Below are 15,531 nucleotides of genomic sequence, written 5' to 3' on the forward strand. Positions count from 1 at the left end.
CTCGCTACCTGGTCAGTACCCGGTCAGTACCCAGTCAGTACCCGGTGATCGCCGTCGCCCCGCCCGCCGTCCCGATCGCGATGTGCGGCGCCCGCTCGGGACGCACCCACGACACGATCCGCCGCATGGAGTCCGCGGGCACGGACACACAACCGGCCGTCGCCCCGCGCCCGTTGACGTGCAGGAAGATTCCGGCGCCGCGGCCGTGCACGGGTTGGCGGTAGTTGAAGCCGACGACGAGGGCGTGCGCGTACTGCGTGCCGTAGTCGGCGAGGCGCTCGGACTCGGCGGCGCGGCAGTCGCGGGGGCGCGGCTCGGTCCAGCGGTTGTACGAGCGGGAGGCGTTGTCCTGGCACCACCAGGAGTCGCGGTGCACGCGCCGGTACGTCGCCGTGGTCCCGGCGGGCGCCGCCTCGACGCCGAACGCGAAGGGCAGATCGTAGAGCCCGGCGGGTGTCGTGTTGGTGCCCTGCTCCCGCTTGCCGCCCGCCACTAGCCCCTTCGCCCCGAACCGCGCGGGCGCCGAACCGGCCTTCGCCCACTGGCCGTTCACCTTCCGGTCCCACCAGGTGACGGTGCCGGTGGTCGAGGACGCCCGGGGCGCCTCGGCCGTGATCAGCTGACGGCCGCCGCCCGTGTCCGCCATCCGGGCGGGCAGCGGAGCGGCCGTGGCGGTCGCCGAGGGCGCGACGCCGAACGCGGCGCAGACGGCGACGACACCGGCGACACCCACTCGTACAGCTGGTACCACTCGTACAGCTGGTACCGCTCGTGCAGCACATACTCGTACAGGACGCATGAATCAGAACGTAGCGGGCGGCAGCGGGAGCGGCAGCCCCGGCAGGCCGTCCAGGCTCGTCGCGATGTACTCCTTCTTCTGGAAGTACGCGTCGAGCCCCGCGTCGTCCTCGCGCTCGAAGCGCCTGCCGTGCAGGTCGCGATCCTCGTCGTACGTCATGAAGGGCACGGCGTAGCCACAGGTGTCACGGATGTGCTCGGCGTGCACGAGAATGATCGCGCGCAGGCCGTTGCGGGTCGGGTCGATGTCGGGGAAGTGGCCGAGCAGTTCGGGGAAGCGCGGGTCGTCGCGGAACACGGGCTCGCCGCGGCCGTGCACCCGGACGATGTTCGGCGGGCCCTGGAACGCGCACCACATCAGCGTGATCCGCCCGTTCTCGCGGAGGTGCGCGATGGTCTCCGCGTTGGATCCCGCGAAGTCGAGGTAGCCGACGGTCAGTTCGTCGAGCACGGCGAAGGAGCCCTTGAGGCCCTTGGGGGAGAGGTTCACCGTGCCGTCGCCGGAGAGCGGGGCGGTGGCGGTGAAGAAGATCGGCTGCTCCTCGATGAAGGTGCGCAGCCGCCCGGCTATGCGGTCATGACTTTTTCCCATGCCAGGATGATGCCGCGTTCACGCGTCGTCCGTCGTTGATGTCCGTACGGCGAAATAGCCGCTGGCCAACAGCAGGGCACACCCCGCGAGTTGGAGGGGCGTGGGGCGTTCGCCGAGGACGGCGGCCCCACAGGCGAGCGCGCCGGCCGGGGTGAGCAGGAGCAGCACGGCGCCGACATGGCTCGCCAGCCGCGGCGAGTGCACCGCGACGAGCAGCCAGCCGATCACGCCGCTGGTCAGCGAGGCCCCGGCCAGCCAGCCGAGCGCCGCCCACCCCGGCGCGAACGTCACGCCGGACCACAGCGCCCCGACCCCGAGCGAGACCAGCCCGGCGGACGCGGTGACCGTCAGATACGTCTGCCGTACCCGCCCGGACAGGCCGCCGCGCCGCAGCAGGAAGAGGAACCCCGAGTAGCAGAGCGCGGCGAGCAGCGCGTGCACGGTGCCGAGCAGCGGCTCGTCGCCGACCGCGTCGGAGAGTACGCCGCCGGTGAGCGCGACACCGACGACGAGCGGCCCGAGCCACAGCAGGAAGCGCCGGGTGACCCGCTCCCCGTCCACCAGCCACGCCAGTAGCGGCACGAGCACCACCTGCACATTGACCAGGACCGTGGACAGGCCGGCCCCGACCTCCCCGATGGCCGCCGTCCACAGCAGCATGTCGCCCGCGAACAGTGCCCCGGCCAGCGCCGCGAGCGCGAGATGACGGGCGCCCGGCGGCCCCTCGCGGCGCCGCTCCGGCGCGCACAGGAGCGCGAGCAGCGGCAGGGCGAGCGCGCAGCGCAGATACGAGGCCGTGCCCGGCGAGGTGCCGGAGAGGTCGATGAGGACGGGCGCGACGGACAGGGAGAGCGCGCCCACACCCATGCCGACCAGGGCGCGGGAGCGCATCGGGACGCCGGTCCGCTTGATCACGACAGTGCCGGGTACCCGGCGGATCTCCGGCCATGCGCCCTCGCTGCCGCGGGGCTCCGACCGCACGATTGACGAATCATGCAGTACCCTGCATAATCATGCATGCGTGACGGTCAGTCCACGGCACGCACACCCACCGGCTTGAGGAGCAGAGCACGTGAGCAGCAACAACGGCGATGTCCGCCTCTGGGGCGGCCGGTTCGCCGACGGCCCGGCCGAGGCCCTGGCGAAACTCTCCGCCTCCGTCCACTTCGACTGGCGCCTCGCCCCGTACGACATCGCGGGTTCCCGCGCCCACGCGCGCGTGCTCAACAAGGCGGGACTGCTCACCGAGGACGAGCTGACCCGCATGCTCGCCGGCCTCGACCAGCTGGAGGGCGACGTCGCGGACGGCTCCTTCACCGGCACCATCGCCGACGAGGACGTGCACACCGCCCTGGAGCGCGGCCTCCTGGAGCGCCTCGGCCCGGACCTCGGCGGCAAGCTCCGCGCGGGCCGCTCGCGCAACGACCAGGTGGCGACGCTCTTCCGGATGTACCTGCGCGACGAGGCCCGCGTCATCGGCGGCCTCATCGCCGACCTCCAGGAGGCCCTCGTCGGCCTCGCGGAGGCGCACCCGGACGTCGCGATGCCGGGGCGTACGCACCTTCAGCACGCCCAGCCGGTGCTCTTCGCGCACCACGTCCTGGGGCACGTCCAGTCCCTGTCCCGGGACGCGGAGCGGCTGCGGCAGTGGGACGAGCGGACGGCCGTCTCGCCGTACGGTTCGGGCGCCCTCGCGGGCAGCAGCCTCGGCCTCGACCCGGAGGCGGTGGCCCGCGACCTCGGCTTCGAGCACGGCAGCTCCGCCAACTCCATCGACGGCACGGCCTCCCGTGACTTCGTCGCCGAGTTCACCTTCATCACCGCGATGATCGGCGTGAACATCTCGCGGATCGCCGAGGAGATCATCCTGTGGAACACGAAGGAGTTCTCCTTCGTCACGCTCCACGACGCCTTCTCCACCGGCTCCTCGATCATGCCGCAGAAGAAGAACCCGGACATCGCGGAGCTGGCGCGCGGCAAGTCCGGCCGCCTCATCGGCAACCTCACGGGCCTGATGGCCACGCTCAAGGCGCTCCCGCTCGCGTACAACCGCGACCTCCAGGAGGACAAGGAGCCGGTCTTCGACTCCTGCGACCAGCTGGCTCTTCTGCTCCCGGCGTTCACCGGCATGATGGCCACGCTCACGGTCAACCGGGAGCGCATGGAGGAGCTGGCCCCGGCGGGCTTCTCGCTCGCCACGGACATCGCCGAGTGGCTGGTCAAGCAGGGCGTGCCGTTCCGCGTCGCGCACGATGTCGCGGGCGAGTGCGTCAAGGTCGCCGAGTCGGAGGGCAAGGAGCTCGACGACCTCACCGACGACCAGTTCGCCAAGATCTCCGAGCACCTCAAGCCCGAGGTCCGCACGGTGCTGAACGTCCCCGGCGCCCTGGCCTCCCGCTCCGGCCGCGGCGGCACGGCGCCGAGCGCGGTCGCCACCCAGCTCGCCGAGGTCAAGCAGGACCTGACGGTGCAGCGCACGTGGGCCGACGCGAAGAAGCAGCCGTGACGAACCAGTAGCCGTCGGCACGCCGAAGGGCCCGGCTCGTCCATCCGTGGACGGGCCGGGCCCTTCGGCGTCCGCGTGCCCGGACGGGCTGGGCGTCAGCGGCGCGCCCGTGCCCCGCCTCCGTAGCTCGACAGATCGAGCAGCAGACCAAAGACGATCACGACCCAGCCGATCCCGCGGACCCCGACCACGGGCGCGTACGCGAGGACATAACCCAACGTTGTCCACGGCAGCAGGATCAGGCCGACCAGCGGCAGCAGTACGCCGGTGAAGGCGCGGTCCACGAGGTTGGTGAACAGCCACGTGATGATCAGCGCCACCCGCGGCCCGATGGCCGCCATCGCGGCGAAGATGCAGCACCCCATGCCGGTACCTCCCGGGAGTCGAACGTCCCGACAGTCGTAACACTGCGTGAGGGGGTCGGCCACTTGAGCTATACGAGACGCCCACGCCTCCCGTGAGACATTCATGTCTCATGTGACGTATCCTCGTCTCATGTCTGTCGATCGTGCCCAGGTGCTGCGCAGCGCTGCCGCCCTGCTCACCCGCAAATCCACGGCCACCATGGACGAGGTGGCGCGGGCCGCCGGCATCAGCCGGGCGACCCTGCACCGCCAGTTCGCGGGCCGGGACGCGCTGGTCCGCGCCCTCGAGGAACTGGGCATCGCCGAGTGCGCGACGGCGCTCGACCGGGCCGGGCTCGACGCGGGACCGGCCGTCGAGGCGCTGCGCCGGCTCGTCCGCGAGGTCGAGCCGGCGGCGCCGCTGCTCGCCTTCCTCGTCACGGAGAACCAGCTCTTCGAGGGAGAGGAGCAGAACGCCGGGTGGGCGCACCTGGACGCCCGCATAGAGGCGCTGTTCCGGCGCGGACAGGAAGCGGGCGAGTTCCGGATCGACCTGACACCCGCCTGGCTGACCGAGGCGCTCTACGGCCTCATCGGCAGCGGCGCCTGGGCGGTACAGGACGGCCGCGTCGCGGCCAAGGACTTCCAATTCATGATCGTCGAGCTGCTGCTCGGCGGCGCAATACGGAGAGTGGAACCATGACCAGCACACAACAGCGCACTTCCGCGACGGAGGGGGTGACGTCCCGCCCCGCGCGGTGGCTCGCCCTCTCCGTCCTCGTGCTGGCCGTGCTGCTCGTCGCCGTGGACGCGACCGTCCTCGGCCTCGCGACCCCCTACATCAGCGAGGACCTGAAGCCCTCGGGCACGCAGTTGCTGTGGATCGGGGACGTGTACTCGTTCGTCATCGCCGGTCTGCTGGTGTCCATGGGCAGCCTCGGCGACCGGATCGGACGCAAGAAGCTGCTGCTGACGGGCGCGGTCGCGTTCGGCGCGGTGTCGGTGCTCAACGCGTACGCGACGACACCGGAGTTGATGATCCTGGCGCGCGCCCTGCTGGGTGTCGCGGGCGCGACGCTGATGCCGTCCACGCTGGCGCTGATCCGCAACATCTTCCACGACCCGCGCGAGCGGTCGCTGGCCATCGGCATCTGGGGAGCGATGGCCTCGGCGGGCGCGGCGGTCGGGCCGGTCGTCGGCGGGTTTCTGCTCGAACACTTCTGGTGGGGCTCGGTCTTCCTGATCAACCTGCCGGTGATGGCGATCCTGGTGGTCGTCGGCGCGAAGCTGATCCCGGAGTCGAAGAACCCGGTGCCGGGGCCGTGGGACCTGGTGAGTGTCTTCCTGTCCCTGGTCGGCATGATCGGTGTCGTCTACGCGGTGAAGGAGGCGGCGGCGCACGGCTTCGGTGCGGGTGTCGCGGTGTCGGCGGTCGTCGGTGTGGCGGGGCTCGTGTGGTTCGTGCGGCGCCAACTCACGCTGGAGGCGCCACTCCTTGACATGCGGCTGTTCCGCAACCGCGGGTTCTCGGGCGCGGTCCTGGCCGACCTGCTGACGATTCTGGGCCTGGCGGGCCTGGTCTTCTTCCTCTCCCAGTTCCTGCAACTGGTGCAGGGGCGCCAGCCGTTCGAGGCGGGCCTCGCCGAACTCCCGGCGGCCGTCGGGGCGGTGGCGGCGGGGCTCGTCGCCGGTACGGTGGCGCGGCGTTTCTCGGTACGTGGGGTGGTCGCGGGTGGGCTCGCGGCGGTCGGCCTCGCGCTGGCCGCGCTCACCACGCTGAGCCAGTCGACCGGGTATCCGCTGCTCGGCGCGGTGCTGCTCGTCGTCGGTGTGGGCGCGGGGTTCTCGTTCACGGTGACGGCCGACGTGATTCTGTCCAGCGTGCCGAAGGAGCAGGCGGGGGCGGCGTCGGCGGTGTCCGAGACGGCGTACGAGCTCGGTACGGCGCTCGGTATCGCGTTGCTCGGGTCGATCGTCACCGGTGTGTACTCCGGGTTCACGGTTCCGGCGGGTACGCCGGAGGGGGTGGCGGTCGCGGCGCACGATTCCCTTGGCGGGGCGGTGGAGGCGGTGTCCGGGTTGCCGGCGGGGCAGGCGGAGGCGGTGCTCGACGGGGCGCGGGCGGCCTTCGTCGACGGGTTGCAGGTTGCGGCGGGGGTCGGTGCGGTGGTGTTGCTGGCGACGTCCGTCGCGGCCTGGTTCCTCCTCCGCCACCAACGCCTCGAACAGTAACCCGCCCCCACGCCTCGGGGCTCCGCCCCGGACCCCGCTGCTCAATCGCCGCAGGGGCTTGATTGGCCCACCTGTGCCACCCACCCGCCCCCTCCAGGGGCGTCGGCCGCGGCGCGGCGAAAGGCCCGGCCCACCGGAGGAAAGAACCGGTGGGCCGGGCCCGCGTACCCGTAATGCAGCGGCCAGCGCTTACGCTGCCTTGGCCTTCGTCGCGTACATGTCCACGTACTCCTGCCCCGACAACCGCATGACCTCCGCCATCACGGAATCCGTCACGGCCCGCAACACGTACCGGTCACGCCCCATCCCGTCGTAGCGGGAGAACTCCATCGGCTCGCCGAAGCGCACGGTCACCTTGCCCGGCCGCGGGATCCCCGCACCGCCCGGCTGCAACTTGTCCGTGCCGATCATGGCGAAGGGGACGACGGGCGCACCCGTCATCAACGTAAGCCGGGCGATGCCGGTCCGGCCCCGGTACAGGCGTCCGTCGGGGGAGCGCGTGCCCTCCGGGTAGATGCCGAAGATGCGGCCCTCCTCCAGGATCCGGCGGCCGGTCATCAGCGCGGCCACCCCACCGTTGGCCCCGTCGCGGTCGACGGGAATCATGCCGACCCCGGTGAAGAACCACGCCATGAGGCGGCCCTTGAGGGACTTGCCGGTGACGTACTCGTCCTTGCCGATGAAGAAGACCTGCCGGTCACAGACGAGCGGCAGGAGCATCGAGTCGATGAACGTCAGGTGGTTGCCCGCCAGGATGACGGGACCGTTCCCCGGAATCTTCTCTGCGCCTTCCACCCGTAGGCGGAACACCAGGCGCATGATCGGGCCGAGCACTGCCTTGATGAGCGCGAAGCGGGACAACGAGCCCTCCGATGTCAAGGAATGGGTCAACGAATGGGTCAACGAATGAGCGGTGGTTGACACCTGGATTGGACCGAGGAGTCTGTGCAGGTGAGGACGATACTCGCGCACGAGTACCCCGCGCACATCGGGTTCACGGACTGGATACGAGGAGTTGACCGAAGTTGGCGCCCCGTTGATGCGCGGGAAACGCCCGTGCGCCATGCCGCATCACCCCGACGTTCCGTCCAGGGTCTCCCACTCGTCACTTCCGCACCCCTACGATCGACCTCGCTTTGACAGGTGCAAGGCAGTACTTGGTGGGAGGAGTGCGTCATGGGGAACAAGGGGAACGAGAAGTCACAGCTCGCGCAGGGGGCGCGGCAGTCACCGACCGCGGGGGCGGTCGGCCGGCGCGCACTGCTCGGTGCCGCGGTGCTCGGCGCGGGCGCGACAGCACTCGGGGCGGCCGGAACCGCAAGAGCGGCCGAGAGAGAAAGTGGCGCGATTAACATGAGCAAGGGCCTCGCGGGCCTCCCCGTGCCCACGGTCATCGCACACCGCGGCACGAGTGGCTACCGCCCCGAGCACACGCTCGGCTCGTACCAGTTGGCGCTCGACATGGGCGCGCACATCATCGAGGCGGGCGACCTCTGCCCGACCAAGGACGGCCATCTCGTATGCCGTCACGAACCGGAAATCGGCGGCACGACGAACGTCTCCGAGCACCCCGAGTTCGCGGACCGCAAGACGACGAAGAGCCTCGACGGGGTCGCCACCACCGGCTGGTTCACCGAGGACTTCACGCTCGCCGAGCTGAAGACGCTGCGCGCCAAGGAGCGCATCCCCGCCACCCGCCAGCGCAACACGATCTACGACGGCCGCTGGGAGATCCCCACCTTCGAGGAGGTCCTGCGCTGGCGCGCCGAGCAGAGCAAGAAGCTCGGGCGCGAGGTCTGGATCTACCCGGAGCTCAAGCACCCCACCTACTTCCGCAAGCAGAACCTCGGCCTGGAGGAGCGGCTGGCCAAGATCCTGCGGGCGCACGGGCTCCACCGGAAGAACTCGCCCGTCATCATCCAGTCCTTCGAGCCCACCAGCATCCAGCGCATGAACAAGCTGGTCGGCAACCCGCTCGCCGTCCTGCTCTCCACGGCCAAGTCCCGCCCGTACGACTTCGTGGACACCGGCGACCCGCGCACCGTCGCCGACCTGATCACCCCCAAGGGGCTCGCCGAGATCGCGACGTACGCGAACGGCATCGGGCCGACCCTCGACCTGATCATCCCGAAGGACGCGAACGGCAAGCTGACCCAGCCCACGACCCTCGTCAAGGACGCGCACGCGGCGGGCCTCGTCCTGCACCCGTACACGATGCGCAACGAGAACACCTTCCTGCCGGCCGACTTCAAGAAGGGCACCGACCCGAACGCGTACGGCGACGCCTTCGGTGCCTTCAAGGCGTACTACGACACCGGCATCGACGGCATCTTCTCGGACAACTGCGACACGGCGCTCCTCGCCCGCGAGGACTTCGTCAACGGCTGACCGCCGCACGCCGGTTGGAGTGAGACCCGGCCGCCCCGGCAACCAGCCGCCGGGGCGGCCCGTCCCGTCGTATATGACGTACGACAACACCCCGCACACCGCGTACGACATCTCATATACGACGTACGACTCCGTGATCGATCCGCTGCGCCCCCTCCTCGCCGCCGAGGTCCGCGCGGAACTCCCGGGCGCGACGACCGTCGAACCCGGCGACCTCGAACAGGCCGTATGGGTCCGCCTCCTGGAACACCTCCGCGGCCAGGGCCCGCCCACCGACCCCGCCGCCTGGCTCCGCGAAGCGGTCCGCGTCGAAGCCCGCCTCCAACGGCGTACGGCCCTGCACGAACGGCCGTACGGGGTCGATCCCGCCGCCGGCCCGGCCGACCCCGCCGACCCGGCCACCACCGACCCCGAACACCGCGCGCTCGCCCGCGAACGCGACCGGGCGCTGTACCGGGCGGTGCGGCGGCTGCCGGGACGCTGCCCGCGCCTCATGGAGGCGCTGCTGTCCCCGCAAGACCTCACTTACCGGGAAATCGCAGGCGAGTTGGGTATCTCACAGGGCAGCCTTGGGCCGGAACGTTCCAGATGTCTGGGATGCCTGCGCAGAATCCTGCCCTCCGAGGTTGCGCTCACGGCCCGCCGGGGAAAAGGGTGAAGGACAACCGGCGAACAGGTGAGCGGGAGGCATGCACACATGGGCATGAGCGTGACCATCTCTGCGGCGACCGAAGCGGATGCCGAGCAGATTCTGAAGCTCCAGTACCTCTGCTACCAGAGCGAGGCGCAGCTCTACGGGGACTACTCGATCGAACCGCTCACGCAGTCCCTGGACTCCGTGAGGGCCGAACTCACCAGCGGCACCGTGCTCGTGGCCCGACTCGGCGACGAGGTGGTGGCCTCCGTGCGCGGCACGGTCGACGCCGACGGAACGGCGCACATCGACAAGCTGATCGTGCACCCGCGGATGCAGCGCCACGGCCTGGGCGGCCGACTGCTGAGCGCGGTGGAGGCCCGGTTGGGCGCGGCGGGCGCCGCCAAGCGCTTCCAGCTGTTCAGCGGGCACCGCAGCGACCACAACCTGCGCCTGTACCGCCAGCACGGCTACGAGGCGGTGTCCACGGAGCGGGTCGACGACCGGCTCACCGTGGTGACGCTGGTCAAGCCGGTCGAGGCCAAGGCCTTCGCCGCGAGCGCCTGACGCTCAGTTCGACGCTTCCGGCCGCTGCTGCCGCAGCACGCCCTTGCGCAGCCAGTACATGGCGGTGAGCGGCAGCAGCACCGGGATGAACAGATAGCCCATCCCGAAGTCCGACCACACGGTCGCGTCCGGGAACGCGGACGGCTCCACCAGCGTCCACGCCCCGACCACCAGCACGCCCAGCAGCTCCAGCGCGCAGCACACGAACGCGGCCCGCCGCGCCGTGTCCCCGCCGCGCACGAGCGAGTACGTGATGAAGGCGTACACGAGACCCGCCACCGCCGACAGCGAGTAGGCGAGCGGGGCCTTGTCGAACTCGGTGGAGATCTGCACGGCCGACCGCGACACGGCTCCGACGACCATCACGCCGTACAGCCACACGAGCAGCATGCCGGGCCCGCCGATCAGCCGCTGGCGCTTGCCGGGCTTCTCCGTACCGGACTGCCCCGAGCCGGAGGGCTTCTCCGAAGAGGTCACAGCCACCTCATCCTCCCCAGATGTCAAAGAGCCGCACTTCGAGCACGGCCAGGACGACGCCGCCCGCGGCGACCGTCACCGAACCCCAGCGGGTGCGCTCGGCGAGCGACATGAAGCCCGCCGCCGGCACGCACGCGAACGCCCCGATCAGATACGCGACGAAGATCGTCGTGCCCTGCTCCGGCTTCTCGCCCCGCGCCAGCTGCACGATCCCGACCACCAGCTGCGCCAGCGCGAGCACCGACACCACCGCCATGCCGATGAAGTGCCAGTCCTTGGTCGGCTGGTCGCGATACGCGGCGTAACCGCACCATGCCGCGAGCGCGAGCGCGGCGAGACCCGTCACCAGGGTCAGGACATCAAGCATGGCCGTGAGCCTATTACGGGCCAAAAGACCCGATGCGCTCGGCCCCGGGGTGCCCCGTACCCTCGGGACATATGAAGATCACCGCTGACGCCCTGCTGTTCGACAACGACGGAACCCTGCTCTCGTCGATGGAGTCGGTGTACCGCTGCTGGACCCGCTGGGCCGAGGAGTACGGGATCACCGCCGAGGCCTTCGCCGCCGTCGAACTGCACGGCCGCCCCGCCGCCGAAATCGCCGCCGACCTGCTGCCCGCCGAGAAGGTCGCGGGCGCGGTCAAGCGCATCGAGGAGCTGGAGGTCGAGGACGTGCCCAACGGCGGCACCCACGTCCTGCCCGGCACGCTCGACCTGCTGACCTCGCTGCCCGACGAGAACTGGGCCGTCGTCACCTCCGCCACCCGCCGCCTCGCCGAGGCCCGGCTCGCCGCGGTCGGCATCAAGACGCCGCTGCTGATCGCCGCCGACGACATCACGCACGGCAAGCCGAACCCCGAGCCGTTCCTGCTCGCCGCCGGGAAGCTCGGCGTCGACCCGGAGCGCTGCGTCGTCTTCGAGGACGCCCCCGCCGGTCTCGCCGCAGGCCGCGCGGGCGGCATGAAGACCGTGGCGTTGACCACAACGCACGAGGCGGACGAGCTCTCCGCCGACCTCGTGGTGAAGGACCTCTCGGCCGTGTCCGCGCAGGTCACGGACGCGGGCGTGGAGATCTCCGCCGCGCTCTGACCCCACGTAGAGCATTGGCCCCTGCTGTCCGCTATACGGACGGCAGGGGCCTCTCGCGTCCTCACATCTGTTTTACTTGCCGCATGAACACGACGAGCAGCCGCACCCTTGCGACCGAGGCGACGATGACGCCCGGTACTGCTTGTATGTGTCGAATGTGCGCCTTCTGAGGGCCCCCACCCCGCCTTTCTCGTGCCCCGAAGCGAGATCCGCGCGCCCTGTCCCGTCCACGTTCGTGTGACAGGGTCTGCCCCGCGCACAGCTTCTCCGTACTGACACCGGTACCGCTCCACGCCCGGAGCGAGAGTCTGTCGCGCCCCGAATGCCCCGTGCCCGGCGCCCCGCGTGCCGCGCACTCGACAGCTACGGAAACCCACGTGATCACCACCAAGGGCCTCACCAAGGTCTACCGCTCGCGCGGCCGCGAGGTCACCGCCCTCGACGGCGTCGATCTGCACGTGCGCGAAGGCGAGGTGTACGGCGTCATCGGCCAGTCAGGCGCCGGCAAGTCCTCGCTCATCCGCTGCGTGAACCTCCTCGAGCGTCCGACCTCCGGCACCGTGACCGTCGCAGGACAGGACCTCACCGCCCTCGCGGGCCGCGGTTCGCGCGCGGGCAAGGAGCTGCGCGAGGCGCGCAGCCGGATCGGCATGGTCTTCCAGCACTTCAACCTGCTGTCCTCGCGCACCGTGCAGGACAACATCGAGCTGCCGCTGGAAATCCTCGGCAAGTCGGGGAAGGAGCGCTCCGCCAAGGCGCTCGAACTCCTCGACCTCGTCGGCCTCGCCGACAAGGCCAAGTCCTACCCGGCGCAGCTCTCCGGCGGCCAGAAGCAGCGCGTCGGCATCGCCCGCGCGCTGGCCGGCGACCCGAAGGTGCTGCTCTCCGACGAGGCGACGTCCGCCCTCGACCCGGAGACCACCCGCTCGATCCTCCAGCTCCTTCGCGACCTCAACCGGCAGCTCGGCCTGACCGTGCTGCTCATCACGCACGAGATGGACGTCGTCAAGACCGTCTGCGACTCCGCCGCGCTCATGGAGCACGGGCGGATCGTCGAGTCCGGCACCGTCGGCGAACTCCTCGCGACGCCCGGCTCCCAGCTCGCCTCCGCGCTCTTCCCCGTCGGCGGCGAGGCAGGCGGCCCCGACCGCACCGTCATCGACGTCACCTTCCACGGCGAGTCGACGACCCAGCCGGTCATCTCGCAGCTCTCCCGCACCTACAACGTCGACATCTCGATCCTCGGCGCCGCGATGGACACCGTCGCGGGCAAGCAGGTCGGCCGCATGCGCATCGAACTGCCCGGCGGCTACGACGAGAACGTCGTCCCGATCGGCTTCCTGCGCGAACAGGGCCTCCAGGTCGACGTCCAGGGCGCGCCGACGCCCGTACAGCTGAAGGAAGGTGTCGCCAAGTGACCTGGTCGGAGATGCAGCCGCTGCTGTCCCAGGCGTGTTGGGACACCCTCTACATGGTCGGCTGGTCCACGCTGATCGCGATCGTCTTCGGGCTGCCTCTCGGCGTCCTCCTCGTCCTCACGGACCGCGGCGGACTGCTGCAGAACGCGTTCGTGAACAAGGTCATCGGGCAGATCGTGAACATCGTCCGCTCGATGCCCTTCATCATCCTGATGGTCGCCCTCATGGGCTTCACGCGCGTGATCGTCGGCACCACCATCGGCCGCGAGGCCGCCATCGTGCCGCTCGCCATCGGCGCCATCCCGTTCTTCGCGCGGCTCGTCGAGACGTCCGTACGCGAGGTGGACAGCGGTCTGATCGAGGCCGTGCAGTCGATGGGCGGCAACACCTGGACCGTCGTACGCAAGGTCCTCGTGCCCGAGTCGCTGCCCTCGCTGATCTCGGCGACCACCACCACGATCGTCGCGCTCATCGGTTACTCCGCGATGGCCGGCACGGTCGGCGCCGGCGGCCTCGGCGACATCGCGATCCGCTACGGCTACCAGCGCTTCGAGGCCAACCTGATGTGGATCACGGTGGCGATCCTCGCCGTCGTCATCTCGCTCATCCAGTTCGCAGGCGACAGCGGCGCGCGCGTCCTGCACCGCCGCGCGGGCAAGGGCGGCGACCCGATCCGCTTCAACCTCTTCGCCGGCCGTACGGCTGCCACCGCCACCAAGACCGGCTGAATCCCGCTCTCCCCGTCCTACCCGGCGGGTTGCACCACCGATGGAGAAAGGCACTTTTCGTGCGTAACACCACCAAGATCACCGCAGCTGTCCTCGCCACCGGCGCCCTCACCCTGGGCCTGACGGCCTGCGGCTCCGACACGGCCGACACCAAGGACAAGGCCTCCGACCCGCTGGTCGTCGCCGCGACTCCCGTCCCGCACGCCGAGATTCTCAACTACATAAAGAAGAACCTCGCGAAGAAGGAAGGCCTCAAGCTCGAGGTCAAGGAGTTCACCGACTACGTCACGCCGAACAACGCCACCGAGGACGGTTCGGTCGACGCCAACTACTTCCAGACCACGCCCTACCTGGAAGACTTCAACAAGAAGAACGGCACGCACCTCAAGTCGGTCGCCACCGTCCACCTGGAGCCGCTCGGCCTCTACTCGCAGAAGGCCAAGAAGCTCGACGGCCTCAAGAAGGGCGGCACCGTCGCCCTCCCGAACGACGCCGACAACGAGTCCCGCGCCCTGCGCTTCCTCGCCGCGAACGACCTGATCACCCTGAAGAAGGGCTCGGCGGCCGCCGCGACCCCGCAGGACATCGCGAAGAACCCGAAGGACCTCCAGTTCAAGGAGGTCGAGGCGGCCCAGACCCCGCGCTCCCTCAAGGACGTCGACGCCGCGGTGATCAACGGCAACTACGCCATCGGTGCCGACCTCAACCCCTCCAAGGACGCCCTCGCCCTGGAGTCCACGAAGAACAACGAGTACAACAACCTGCTCGCGGTCAAGGACGGCAACCAGGACGACCCGCGCGTGAAGAAGCTCGCCAAGCTCCTCACCTCGCCCGAGGTCAAGAAGTTCATCGAGGACAAGTACAAGGGCTCGGTGCTGCCCTCCTTCTGACGCGCCAGAAGACGCGTCAGGAGACGCGTCCGATCCGTCTCCGACGGGTCCGATCCGTGCCCTTTCATGGGGGCCGCTCCCGGCAACAGGGGCGGCCCCCATGTGCAGTTACGTGTCTTCATGCTGCATGCTGGGCAGTTCACGAGGCCCGACGCGAAGGTAGAAGGCCAACGAAGGTCACCGAAGGTTATGGAGAGCGGCGCATGACGAACACCTTCCCCGAGGTCTCCATCAGCACGGAGCGCCTGGTGCTGCGTCCGCTCGACGAGGACGACGTACCGGCGCTCGCGGAGATGATGAACGACGAGCTGGTCACCGCCTGGACCTCGGTGCCGCAGCCGTTCACGGAGGAGGGCGCCCGCACCTGGATCTTCGAGGACGCGCCGCGGGAGCGGGAGGCAGGCACCGGACTCACCCTCGCCGTCGCCGAGTTCCTCACCCAGCGGCTCGTCGGCGTCATCCAGCTCGGCAAGACCAACTGGCACGTGCGGTCCACCGAGCTCTCGTACATCGTCGCCCCCTGGGCGCGCGGCGAGGGCTACGCGTCGGAGGCCGCGCTCGCCACCGCCCAGTGGCTCTTCCGCGACCAGCGCGTGGAGCGCATCGAACTGCGCACGGCCGCCGACAACACCGCGGCCCAGCAGGTCGCCCAGAAGATCGGCTGCATCAGCGAGGGCGTCCTGCGCAACGCGTGCATAGCACGCACCCGCACCGAGGACGGCGGCCTCGCCGAGGCCCGCACCGACTTCATCGTGTGGAGCCTGCTGCCCGAGGACCTGGAGGGCGTCACCGAGCAGCTGGCGGAGGCCGGGGGTTTCACGGCGTTCTCGGACTGGAACTGACCTCACGGGCGGTCGACCCTCCGGGC

General features: G+C 70.0%; 18 protein-coding genes. 11 read left to right on the forward strand and 7 right to left on the reverse strand.

Annotated elements, in window-relative coordinates:
- Nucleotides 1-34: 34 nt before the first annotated feature.
- The 3 genes from RBJ65_RS33755 to RBJ65_RS33765 are packed head-to-tail and all read right to left on the reverse strand — an operon-like array spanning nucleotide 35 to nucleotide 2,305.
- Entirely contained in the window at nucleotides 35-799 is a 765-nt protein-coding gene (locus tag RBJ65_RS33755; protein ID WP_372341280.1) for a L,D-transpeptidase, read from the reverse strand.
- A gap of 3 nt (nucleotides 800-802) precedes the next feature.
- Nucleotides 803-1,390 carry a pyridoxamine 5'-phosphate oxidase family protein gene (locus RBJ65_RS33760; RefSeq protein ID WP_306319175.1) on the reverse strand — a complete coding sequence of 196 codons (588 nt, stop codon included), beginning with the start codon at nucleotides 1,388-1,390 and terminating at the stop codon, nucleotides 803-805.
- Between the two features lie 18 nt (nucleotides 1,391-1,408).
- Nucleotides 1,409-2,305, reverse strand: coding sequence for a DMT family transporter (locus RBJ65_RS33765; protein WP_306319174.1), 897 nt, complete (start codon nucleotides 2,303-2,305; stop codon nucleotides 1,409-1,411).
- A 157-nt stretch (nucleotides 2,306-2,462) separates the two neighbouring features.
- Here RBJ65_RS33765 and argH point away from each other — a divergent pair, with 157 nt between their 5' ends.
- The gene (argH, locus tag RBJ65_RS33770) at nucleotides 2,463-3,896 is read left to right on the forward strand and encodes an argininosuccinate lyase (protein WP_306319173.1); all 1,434 of its coding nucleotides are present in this window, start codon (nucleotides 2,463-2,465) and stop codon (nucleotides 3,894-3,896) included.
- Nucleotides 3,897-3,991: 95 nt separating this feature from the next.
- Here the strand turns inward: argH and RBJ65_RS33775 are convergent, their stop codons facing one another.
- Complete coding sequence (locus RBJ65_RS33775) at nucleotides 3,992-4,261, reverse strand: hypothetical protein (RefSeq protein ID WP_306319172.1); 270 nt, start codon at nucleotides 4,259-4,261, stop codon at nucleotides 3,992-3,994.
- 130 nt (nucleotides 4,262-4,391) lie between these two features.
- Here RBJ65_RS33775 and RBJ65_RS33780 point away from each other — a divergent pair, with 130 nt between their 5' ends.
- Both RBJ65_RS33780 and RBJ65_RS33785 read left to right on the forward strand, forming a co-directional pair.
- Nucleotides 4,392-4,943 (forward strand): TetR/AcrR family transcriptional regulator, encoded by a 552-nt coding sequence (locus tag RBJ65_RS33780; protein ID WP_306319171.1) that lies wholly within the window; start codon nucleotides 4,392-4,394, stop codon nucleotides 4,941-4,943.
- Nucleotides 4,940-6,472, forward strand: coding sequence for an MFS transporter (locus RBJ65_RS33785; RefSeq protein WP_306319170.1), 1,533 nt, complete (start codon nucleotides 4,940-4,942; stop codon nucleotides 6,470-6,472). The genes RBJ65_RS33780 and RBJ65_RS33785 overlap by 4 nt, the downstream gene beginning before the upstream one ends.
- A 189-nt stretch (nucleotides 6,473-6,661) precedes the next feature.
- Here the strand turns inward: RBJ65_RS33785 and RBJ65_RS33790 are convergent, their stop codons facing one another.
- Nucleotides 6,662-7,351: a lysophospholipid acyltransferase family protein gene (locus RBJ65_RS33790; RefSeq protein WP_372341279.1), complete on the reverse strand. Its 690-nt coding sequence runs from the start codon at nucleotides 7,349-7,351 to the stop codon at nucleotides 6,662-6,664.
- 297 nt (nucleotides 7,352-7,648) lie between these two features.
- Here RBJ65_RS33790 and RBJ65_RS33795 point away from each other — a divergent pair, with 297 nt between their 5' ends.
- From RBJ65_RS33795 to RBJ65_RS33805, 3 genes are all read left to right on the forward strand, one after another.
- Nucleotides 7,649-8,860, forward strand: coding sequence for a glycerophosphodiester phosphodiesterase (locus RBJ65_RS33795; RefSeq protein ID WP_306332193.1), 1,212 nt, complete (start codon nucleotides 7,649-7,651; stop codon nucleotides 8,858-8,860).
- A gap of 73 nt (nucleotides 8,861-8,933) precedes the next feature.
- Nucleotides 8,934-9,518, forward strand: a complete 585-nt coding sequence (locus RBJ65_RS33800; RefSeq protein WP_306320567.1) for an RNA polymerase sigma factor — start codon at nucleotides 8,934-8,936, stop codon at nucleotides 9,516-9,518.
- 39 nt (nucleotides 9,519-9,557) lie between these two features.
- The gene (locus tag RBJ65_RS33805; protein ID WP_306320568.1) at nucleotides 9,558-10,061 is read left to right on the forward strand and encodes a GNAT family N-acetyltransferase; all 504 of its coding nucleotides are present in this window, start codon (nucleotides 9,558-9,560) and stop codon (nucleotides 10,059-10,061) included.
- A 3-nt stretch (nucleotides 10,062-10,064) separates the two neighbouring features.
- Here RBJ65_RS33805 and RBJ65_RS33810 read toward each other — a convergent pair whose 3' ends face one another.
- Together RBJ65_RS33810 and RBJ65_RS33815 are read right to left on the reverse strand one after the other, a co-directional pair.
- Nucleotides 10,065-10,451 carry a hypothetical protein gene (locus RBJ65_RS33810; protein WP_306320733.1) on the reverse strand — a complete coding sequence of 129 codons (387 nt, stop codon included), beginning with the start codon at nucleotides 10,449-10,451 and terminating at the stop codon, nucleotides 10,065-10,067.
- A 94-nt stretch (nucleotides 10,452-10,545) separates the two neighbouring features.
- A complete protein-coding gene (locus tag RBJ65_RS33815; RefSeq protein ID WP_306320569.1) occupies nucleotides 10,546-10,905 on the reverse strand; it encodes a hypothetical protein in 360 nt (119 codons plus the stop codon).
- Nucleotides 10,906-10,976: 71 nt separating this feature from the next.
- Here RBJ65_RS33815 and RBJ65_RS33820 point away from each other — a divergent pair, with 71 nt between their 5' ends.
- From RBJ65_RS33820 to RBJ65_RS33840, 5 genes are all read left to right on the forward strand, one after another.
- The gene (locus RBJ65_RS33820; RefSeq protein ID WP_306320570.1) at nucleotides 10,977-11,627 is read left to right on the forward strand and encodes an HAD-IA family hydrolase; all 651 of its coding nucleotides are present in this window, start codon (nucleotides 10,977-10,979) and stop codon (nucleotides 11,625-11,627) included.
- A 377-nt stretch (nucleotides 11,628-12,004) separates the two neighbouring features.
- Nucleotides 12,005-13,045, forward strand: a complete 1,041-nt coding sequence (locus RBJ65_RS33825) for a methionine ABC transporter ATP-binding protein (protein WP_306320571.1) — start codon at nucleotides 12,005-12,007, stop codon at nucleotides 13,043-13,045.
- Nucleotides 13,042-13,773 (forward strand): methionine ABC transporter permease, encoded by a 732-nt coding sequence (locus RBJ65_RS33830; protein ID WP_306320572.1) that lies wholly within the window; start codon nucleotides 13,042-13,044, stop codon nucleotides 13,771-13,773. Before RBJ65_RS33825 ends, RBJ65_RS33830 begins: the two co-directional genes overlap by 4 nt.
- A 59-nt stretch (nucleotides 13,774-13,832) precedes the next feature.
- Nucleotides 13,833-14,663, forward strand: coding sequence for a MetQ/NlpA family ABC transporter substrate-binding protein (locus tag RBJ65_RS33835; RefSeq protein ID WP_306320573.1), 831 nt, complete (start codon nucleotides 13,833-13,835; stop codon nucleotides 14,661-14,663).
- A 203-nt stretch (nucleotides 14,664-14,866) separates the two neighbouring features.
- Nucleotides 14,867-15,505: a GNAT family N-acetyltransferase gene (locus RBJ65_RS33840; RefSeq protein ID WP_306320574.1), complete on the forward strand. Its 639-nt coding sequence runs from the start codon at nucleotides 14,867-14,869 to the stop codon at nucleotides 15,503-15,505.
- Nucleotides 15,506-15,531: the final 26 nt, after the last annotated feature.

This window comes from Streptomyces sp. KL109B (assembly GCF_030766935.1).
Lineage (GTDB): Bacteria > Actinomycetota > Actinomycetes > Streptomycetales > Streptomycetaceae > Streptomyces.